The sequence below is a fragment of the Corynebacterium sp. KPL4015 genome (assembly GCF_040225725.1).
GTDB lineage: Bacteria > Actinomycetota > Actinomycetes > Mycobacteriales > Mycobacteriaceae > Corynebacterium > Corynebacterium rhinophilum.
On the sequence record NZ_JBEHGF010000018.1, the window covers coordinates 40,193 to 48,220 of the forward strand.

10 protein-coding genes are annotated in these 8,028 nt (G+C 57.0%); 2 read left to right on the forward strand and 8 right to left on the reverse strand.

Features of this window, described 5'->3' with window-relative positions; translation table 11 throughout:
• Positions 1–5: 5 nt before the first annotated feature.
• Positions 6–539, reverse strand: a complete 534-nt coding sequence (pth, locus tag ABRP64_RS07890; RefSeq protein ID WP_284771307.1) for an aminoacyl-tRNA hydrolase — start codon at positions 537–539, stop codon at positions 6–8.
• Positions 540–693: 154 nt separating this feature from the next.
• On the opposite strand from pth, the gene ABRP64_RS07895 reads away from it, so the two are divergent.
• Positions 694–849, forward strand: coding sequence for an RNA helicase (locus ABRP64_RS07895; RefSeq protein WP_284771308.1), 156 nt, complete (start codon positions 694–696; stop codon positions 847–849).
• Between the two features lie 72 nt (positions 850–921).
• On the opposite strand, the gene ABRP64_RS07900 is transcribed toward ABRP64_RS07895, so the two are convergent.
• The 4 genes from ABRP64_RS07900 to ABRP64_RS07915 all read right to left on the reverse strand — a co-directional run bounded on the left by ABRP64_RS07900 (position 922) and on the right by ABRP64_RS07915 (position 5,760).
• Positions 922–1,587, reverse strand: coding sequence for a 50S ribosomal protein L25/general stress protein Ctc (locus ABRP64_RS07900; protein WP_284771309.1), 666 nt, complete (start codon positions 1,585–1,587; stop codon positions 922–924).
• Between the two features lie 470 nt (positions 1,588–2,057).
• Positions 2,058–3,032, reverse strand: a complete 975-nt coding sequence (locus ABRP64_RS07905) for a ribose-phosphate diphosphokinase (RefSeq protein WP_284771310.1) — start codon at positions 3,030–3,032, stop codon at positions 2,058–2,060.
• A gap of 16 nt (positions 3,033–3,048) precedes the next feature.
• Positions 3,049–4,494: a bifunctional UDP-N-acetylglucosamine diphosphorylase/glucosamine-1-phosphate N-acetyltransferase GlmU gene (glmU, locus tag ABRP64_RS07910; RefSeq protein ID WP_349866047.1), complete on the reverse strand. Its 1,446-nt coding sequence runs from the start codon at positions 4,492–4,494 to the stop codon at positions 3,049–3,051.
• A 69-nt stretch (positions 4,495–4,563) separates the two neighbouring features.
• Positions 4,564–5,760: an MFS transporter gene (locus tag ABRP64_RS07915; protein ID WP_349866049.1), complete on the reverse strand. Its 1,197-nt coding sequence runs from the start codon at positions 5,758–5,760 to the stop codon at positions 4,564–4,566.
• A 137-nt stretch (positions 5,761–5,897) separates the two neighbouring features.
• Here ABRP64_RS07915 and ABRP64_RS07920 point away from each other — a divergent pair, with 137 nt between their 5' ends.
• Positions 5,898–6,614 (forward strand): trimeric intracellular cation channel family protein, encoded by a 717-nt coding sequence (locus tag ABRP64_RS07920; protein WP_349866051.1) that lies wholly within the window; start codon positions 5,898–5,900, stop codon positions 6,612–6,614.
• Positions 6,615–6,652: 38 nt separating this feature from the next.
• Here ABRP64_RS07920 and ABRP64_RS07925 read toward each other — a convergent pair whose 3' ends face one another.
• The 3 genes from ABRP64_RS07925 to ABRP64_RS07935 form a co-directional block, all read right to left on the reverse strand.
• The gene (locus ABRP64_RS07925; RefSeq protein WP_349866053.1) at positions 6,653–6,802 is read right to left on the reverse strand and encodes a hypothetical protein; all 150 of its coding nucleotides are present in this window, start codon (positions 6,800–6,802) and stop codon (positions 6,653–6,655) included.
• Positions 6,803–6,921: 119 nt separating this feature from the next.
• Positions 6,922–7,545: an Ltp family lipoprotein gene (locus tag ABRP64_RS07930; protein WP_349866055.1), complete on the reverse strand. Its 624-nt coding sequence runs from the start codon at positions 7,543–7,545 to the stop codon at positions 6,922–6,924.
• Between the two features lie 87 nt (positions 7,546–7,632).
• Positions 7,633–7,947 (reverse strand): hypothetical protein, encoded by a 315-nt coding sequence (locus tag ABRP64_RS07935; protein ID WP_349866057.1) that lies wholly within the window; start codon positions 7,945–7,947, stop codon positions 7,633–7,635.
• Positions 7,948–8,028 lie beyond the last annotated feature (81 nt).

An 8,028-nucleotide genomic window follows, 5' to 3' on the forward strand; every position in this document is an offset into this window, starting at 1 on the left:
GCCAGCTAGTCTAGCGCACTCCTTATTTCTGCTACTGCGTCAGCGCAGAGGATGGGGATCTCCACCTTTTCTTGTTTGGACCACGGCTTGAGCACAAACGATGCCGGATCCATCCGGCCTGGCGGCCTTCCGATGCCGATAGAAAGGCGCTGATAGTCCTTAGTACCGAGCGACTTCGTAGTAGAGCGCAGACCGTTGTGCCCGTGATCGCCACCGCCTTGGCGCAATTTCACGGTCCCGAAGTCGAGTTCTAATTCATCGTGCATCACCACAATATCTGCGGGTGCCAGATGGAAGTACTGGGCGAGTGCCTTGATCGGCCCGCCAGACATGTTCATAAAGGACCGCGGTTTAGCGCAGATTACCTTGCGTCCGGATAGCATTCCTTCCGCGACCTCGGTATTAGTCTTCTTATGCACCGAAAAGCTGCTCATTAATTCACCGGCGAGCTCATCGGCAACGTCGAAGCCGATATTGTGCCGCGTGCCGGAATATTTCGGGCCAGGATTGCCAAGGCCTACTACGAGTAGTGGAGTCACTGCATTATTGTCGCATAGATTGAAATTCTATTGGAAATACAAGTCTATGCTCCATAGAATATGCCGCCGAGTATCACTGCTGCTTGGGTGCTAAAAATACCTCTTACAGCGGTGGACTTGGGGAAGTATCGTAGTGATTAAGGAGGTGCGCCCCATGCCCGAAAAATCACCTGAAGTTGATCGCGAAACCGAAAATGTTCCTAGTGGCAAAGTTGCTGCTGCGCGGCTCATTATCAAGCGCGCTAAGGAAGGCAAGGGCAAGATCGAAATCACGCCTAGAATTCGTGAACTTGCCGGACAAGATTTATAAACCATCTATAAAACTGCGATATCGCCGTGAGCATTGCTGCTCACGGCGATATGCGTTTGGGGGAGTGGGAAATTACTCCTCGGAGTCGTCGGACTCGGAGGACTCGCCTTCGGCCTCTTCGTCGACGGAGTCGGCACCAGCGTCGGCGCCGCCTTCCTCAGCAGCCTCAGCGGCCTCTTCGAGCTCCTCGTCAACCTCAGGCAGGGAGATGGAGAGGATAACGGTCTCTGGGTCTGCCACCAGGGTGGTGCCTTCCGGCATGGTGATGTCGGCGGCGGTGATGACCTCGCCGTCCTCGAGGCCCTCGATGGACAGCTCGATCTCTTCCGGAATGCTTAGTACGTCAGCCTCAACCATGAGGACGTCTGCATCCTGAATGTGCATGGTGCCCGGTGCGGACTCGCCGGTCAGGGTAATCGGAACCTCAACCTCGACCTTCTCGCCGCGCTTAATCAGCAGCAAGTCAACGTGGTCGATGTCCATGGTGAGCACGTTCTGGTCAACGTTCTTGACCATGGTCAGGTACTGCTCGCCCTCAAGCTCAAGCTCCAGAACGGCGTTGACACCGTTGTTGCGAACGAGGGACTGGATGTCCAGCAGTGGCACTGCGAAGTGTACGGGCTCCTGGTCGCTACCGTAGATTACGCCGGGAACCTTCCAGTCGCGGCGCAGGCGGCGGGCGTAGCCCTTGCCAAAGACGGTACGTGGTTCTGCTTTAATAATTGGGCGCTCTGCCATGATGCAATCTCCTTTGTCGGTGTAGTGCGGCGAGGCTATCGAAGGTATAAAAACGACGAAAGCCTGCCGATGAACGTCTTGGACGAGTCATCGCAGGCGTCAATAAAAGCAACATGCTCTAACTTCAATCGCGTCGATAACGGCTTCCCAATTTTTGAGTCGCCCTCGCCGAGACTGAGTTAGATTAGCATCTTTCGGCCGATGAAACCAAAACTCACCCCGTTAATCTTCCTTCGCGCCCTTTCCTCTGATTACGCCCTTCGCGCTCACCGGTAGCGCGTATGTCTGTAGCTCGGGTTACGCGGTGAGCGCGAAGGGAGGAGTGGGGCGAACGGCAGGCGGTAGTGCGGTAGTGCTTGCGTGTACCTGCGACGCCTTTGGCGCTCACGGGGATGGAAAACACCGACACCCCGCCGTTCACGGTGAGCGCGAAGGGCGGGGTGTGAGTTGTAGTGCGACCGGCGAAACGCTTATGCGCGGTCGAAAAGGGTAGTCACGGAACCGTTTTCGAAGATCTCATGGATGGTCCGAGCCAGCAGTGGGGCAATGGACAGGACCTTGAGGTTGGACCAGCCTTCGGTGGACTGCGGAAGGGTATCGGTGGTGATGACTTCCTCGGCACCGCACTCGGACAGGCGCTCGCGGGCAGGGTCAGAGAAGACGCCGTGGGTACAGGCGATGATGACCTTCTTTGCGCCCGCTTCCTTGAGGACGCGCACGGCGCCGGCGATGGTGCCACCGGTGTCAATCATGTCATCGAGAAGCACGCAGTCCTTGCCCTCAACTTCACCCACTACGCGGTTGGAGACCGTCTTATTGGCCTCGGTATTGGAGCGGGTCTTGTGCACGAAGGCCAGCGGGGCATCGCCCAAGTCGTGGGCCCACTTTTCGGCGACCTTCACGCGGCCGGCATCGGGGGAGACGACGGCGATGTTATCGGTGGCGTACTTGGACTTGATGTAGTCCGTCAAGATGGGCTGGGCGTGCATGTGGTCCACCGGACCGTCGAAGAAGCCCTGAATCTGATCCGTGTGCAGGTCCACCGAGACGATGCGGTCCGCGCCGGCTGCCTGCAGGAGATCTGCGACCAGGCGGGCGGAGATGGGCTCGCGGCCCAAGTGCTTTTTATCCTGACGCGCATATGGGTAGAACGGCAAGATCGCGGTAATGCGCTTGGCGGAACCACGCTTCAACGCATCGATCATGATGAGCTGTTCCATCAACCACTTATTAAGCGGCTGGGAATGCGATTGCATGACGAAGCAGTCAGCACCGCGCACGGACTCTTCGAAGCGGATGAAGATCTCACCATTGGCGAAGTCCCGGGCGGTGGTAGGAACCAGATCAGTCTTGAGTTCCTTTGCCACTGCCTCTGCCAATTCTGGGTGTGCGCGCCCAGAAAAGAGCTTCATGTTCTTGCTACTACCAGTTACCTTGCCAGTCATAGGAGAATATGCCCCTTTACTTTTCGTTGTCCTGTGCACGGGCTGCGGCTTCTGCCGCTGGGGTGCCCGGACGCTTCTTTTCAACCCAGCCTTCGATATTGCGCTGTTTGCCACCGGAGACTACGAGTGCTCCCGCGGGAACATCGTCTTTAATTACTGTACCCGCACCGGAGTACGCGCCATCACCGACATTGACCGGAGCGATAAACATCGTATCCGAGCCGGTGCGCACGTGGCTGCCAATGGTGGTGTGGTGCTTGTTTACACCGTCGTAATTGACGAAGACCGAGGATGCCCCGATATTGGATTCCTCGCCTACGGTGGCATCGCCGATATAGGTAAGGTGCGGCACCTTGGTACCGCGGCCGAGCTCGGCATTTTTCGCCTCCACGAAGCCGCCGAGCTTGCCGTCTTCGCCCACGATGGTATTCGGGCGAATGAAGGTAAAAGGCCCGATCTTGGCGTTGACGCCGATGACGGAATCGCTGCCGTGGGTGCGGACGACGGACGCGCCGGTACCGATCTGCATATTCGTCAACGTGGAATCTGGGCCGATCTCGGCATTATCGGCAATGCTCGTTGCACCCCACAGCTGGGTGCCGGGGTGGATGGTGACATCGGTGCCGATGGTGACATTGACACCAATCCAAGTGGTTTCCGGATCGATGATGGTGGCGCCACCGCGCATGGCCTTTTCCACCATGCGGCGGTTGAGCTCGCGGCCAGCGGCGGCCAGCTGCACGCGGTCATTGACGCCGGCGAGTTCCTGCGGATCCGCGGCCACGTGCGCACCCACGCCATGCCCAGCGGTGCGGGCGATTTCGAGGACATCGGTAATGTAGAGCTCGCCCTGCGCATTATTGGTATCAAGCTTGGTCAGGGCATCGCGCAATGCTGCCGCATCGAAAGCGAAAACACCGGAGTTGACCTCATTAACCAGGCGCTGTTCTTCGGTGGCATCCTTGTGCTCCACGATGGCGGACACCGATCCGTCCGTGTCGCGAATGATGCGGCCATAACCGGTGGGATCTGCAAGGCGCATGGATAACACCGTGACCGCATTGCCTTGAGCGGTGTGGGTATCGCGCAACCCCTCGATGGTTTCTGGGGGCAAAAGCGGCACATCACCGTTGGTGACGATGATGGTGCCTTCGAAATCAGAAATTGGGCAAATCCCGCAGGACACGGCATGGCCGGTACCGCGCTGTTCTTCCTGCACGGCCTGCACGACCTCACGGTCCAGCTCATTCGCAATTTTTTCTACGACGGGCGAGACCTGCTCGCGCTGGTGGCCCACGACGGTTACGAGGTGATCCGGGTTAATACCCGCCGCGGCGTGCAGCGCGTGTCCAAGCAGCGTGCGACCGCCAATTTCGTGCAAAGTCTTTTGCTTTGTGGATTTCATGCGCGTGCCGGCGCCCGCCGCAAGGACGACGACGGCACTTGGGGTAGTTGCTTCCACGGTCAACAAAACTCCTGGGGGTTGAGTTTGATTAGTTCTTCGGGCTTTATCTTATAGTCCATATTTAAACTATGTGCGAGAAACCTCCTTAAGGCTGCCCGCGCGCCACACTCCAATAAAGCCGACGAGCGCCAAGAAAATCAACGCTGCCTCTGGCCCCGCGAGAGCGATGACGGAAGAAATACCACCCACGATGAGCAAAATAATGCCCATCATGGTGTTAGCCGCACCCACGTACTGCGTCCTTTTATCCCCACCGGCCATATCCACTACGTAGGTCTTTCGCGCCACGCGAACAGACGTATGCGCGAGATTGACGGCAAAGAAGCCGAGCGGCATGACCCAAGCATTCATAGCGTCTGGGGCCCAGTGGGAACTAGCCACGATGAGCAGGATGATAACGGAGGAGGCGGCAGCACCAGCCGCCATGGTGTTTTTGGAGGATTTATCCGAAAATATGCCAGAAACTCGCCCACCGATAAGTGAGGCCAAACCAGAGGCAATCACGAAGCCGAAGACACCAGATAGGTCATCGTGCAGCAGCACGATAAATGCGGTAGAAAGCGCCGAGACCAGCAGCAGTGCGCGAACGATGACGAAGTTGCGGAACTGGGCATCGTCAGTGAAAAGCTTCCACGTATCTGACCACCAGCTCTTATCGATGCCCTCTTGTTCCCCCTCCGGCACTGGTTCTTCCACGTGCGAAAATACCCGCGTGGCAATGGCCCAGGTAGAAGCGCCGACCAATAAAACGATGCCCATAGTAGAGATCGTGAGATCCCCCAAGAGGAATAAGATGACACCGGCAAGTAGGGTGGCCCCGCCGCCCAAGGCCGTTGCGGATCCAGTCACCCGGCCGCGCTGTCCCTTGGAAATCGTGCGCGCTTGGACGTCTTTGCCAGCGATGGAACACAACGCGCGGAATAGGGAAAGCGCCGCCAATGCAAGAAGTACAATCACGCCCAACCATGCGCCGCGTATAAAGAAAGCTGCAAGGGCAATCACGGCGGCGGAGATAGCTTGGCCGGTCGAGCCGATCATCCACAAGCGCTTGCGTGCGCGGTGCGTGGTCACCCAGGGGGTAAGAGCGGCCTGCGGCAGCATGGAGCCAGATTCCCGGATAGGGGTAAGCAGGCCGGTGAAGAAGGCGGGGACGCCTGCCGCATTAAAGAGCGCCGGCAGCACCGTTTTGGAGGCGACGATCTGGTCGCCTAAATTTTGCAGGCCATTGGACCAGATGAAGTACCTGGCATTTGAGTTAGACATGAAAGAACTTTCGAGATAACCGAGACAAAGCGGGATAACACTGTAATCCGGCCAGAAGAGACCGTCTATCAACTTTACTCACTTCCTACCCCTAGAAAGGGCGAAACCGCTGCGATCGGCTATGTTCAGTAGTTGTTATGCACGACGTGGATCCCCTCATCAACACGATGTACCAGGCCTTCGATCTGATCGGAGTGGCCTTGAACGGCATCATCGGTGGCACGATTGCCCGCCGCCGCGAATTCGACATCGTCGGGTTTGTTTTCCTCGCCTTATTTTCCGGCCTGGCTGGCGGCATGATCCGCGACATGCTTATCGATGACGGCCCCGCCGCCGCCATTTCAGATCCCTGGTACTTGGGCCTTGCCTGCGCCGGGGCGCTGACCGCCTTTCTCATGGAGCTGAAGGGAAAGGCGTGGGAGATTTTTCGCGAGCACGGCGATGCCATCATTTTGGGTATGTGGTCTACCACCGGTTGCGTGAAGGCACTGGCTGCGGGCATGCCTATGATCCCGTGCGCGTTTTTAGGTGTCTTAACCGCCGTCGGCGGGGGAATGGTCCGCGATGTCGCCTCCGGTCAGATCCCTTCCATTTTCGGCGGCAGCCCCCTCTATGCAGTGCCGTCTATCGTGACCGGCATCGTCATGGTGACCTTTGCATCCTATGACCAATTCGCCTTGGGCATGGTGGTTTCCCCAATCGTCGGCAGCGGCATGGCCATTATTTCTTACTGGAGGGGATGGGTCTTGCCCCGCGCCGGGGTTGCGCCAGTGAACTACACCGCGGCACAGGTGGCCGCGATTGCCAAGAAGGCGGAGCTAAAAGGCTTTCGCCGCGGCCGGCGCAAGCGCTAGCGGCTTAGATGGGGCATCGGCCTACAGCGTCGCCAGCTTTAAGGCAGGTTGGTGACGATGGCGATGATGGTAAGGATAATCAGGACAAGAACGCTCCACCTGAGGAATGGATCCTTGGTCAGGGGCAATGACTCCTGGGAATCGTCATCATTAGGTTCCGAGGCAGACGTGGAGTGTGGAGCGGGCATGGCAGGAATCCTTTCGAGTGTAACGTTGCCGCAATGCTAGTGAGAGCGACTATAAGCGTCGCCCTCGAGCAAGAGCAAGGCACCTCGACGGCACTGCGCGAGTTCCTTGTGGGGTACAACTACAGATTATCCATGGCGTACTGTGCTTCTTCTTCGGTGAACTTATCGCCGTATTCACTGATGAGCTGGTCATAGATGGCATTGGGGGACATGCTCATCATATCTTCATAGACGCGGGCCGATTCCAGGGCGTTATCCCGGTAGTCTGCCTCCAAATTATCAATTGCGTATTGGGCTGCTTCTGGGCTGAATTTATCGCCATATTCGCTGCTGAGCTGGTCATACAGGCCCTGCTTAGACATGTGCATGGAATCTGAGTAGAACTTGGCACTCTTCAGAGCGTTCTTGAATTCGCGCGGGACATCCTGGTCTTCGCTTCGTTCTTCTGGCTGATTGTCTTGTTCATCGCGAGCATCGTCGTCCGCATTGATTTCTTGGGCCTCTTCCTCTGGGGCGGCCTCTACAGTGCTTTGCGGGGTGGTCTGGTCCGTGGAGCTTCCGCTAGTTTCATCATCGCTGCCGCCCAAACTGGCGATGATGGCGATAACGATGAGGACACCGATGATGATTGCGCCCCACTTAAGGCAGCCGCCCTTTTTCTTTTGGGGATGCTCAGGAGCCGGCTGCCCAGCTGGTTGACCAGCCGGTTGGGAATTATCGGAATAAGGGGATGGGGAGGTCATGGTGTGGATACCTTTCAAAGTGAGTGAGAGGGAAAGAGGGAAGTTTTCCGACATTGGCTGCAAGAGCGCAGCAGTGGTCGAGAACGATTAGCGCAGCGGATCTTTGGCAACGTGGACGGTACTGTCTTGAATATCGCCCAAATCAACGACAATGTTGCAGGAATAGAACTCTCGGACTGGAGTGCCAAATCCATTGGGGAAATCAACGTGGCCAAAGGCGTAGTACCTGCGCGGCGAATCAGTTATTGAATCTGATGACTGAATGTCAATGTCTTCTGGAAAACTGACTCCTCCGGGATACTTGGCACGGCTGGTTACATCCTCGCGGCATTTATCTAAAGCGGCCTCAGTGTCTTGGGCTTCGCTTATTTTCAGCATGGAAAAAATAAAGGCTGCAAACACGACGGGTCAAGTCCGTTTGAGTGGTGTTTCTACCTTTCGATAGAGCATGCAGTGTGATGGTGTCAGGGGCCAGCACGTGCT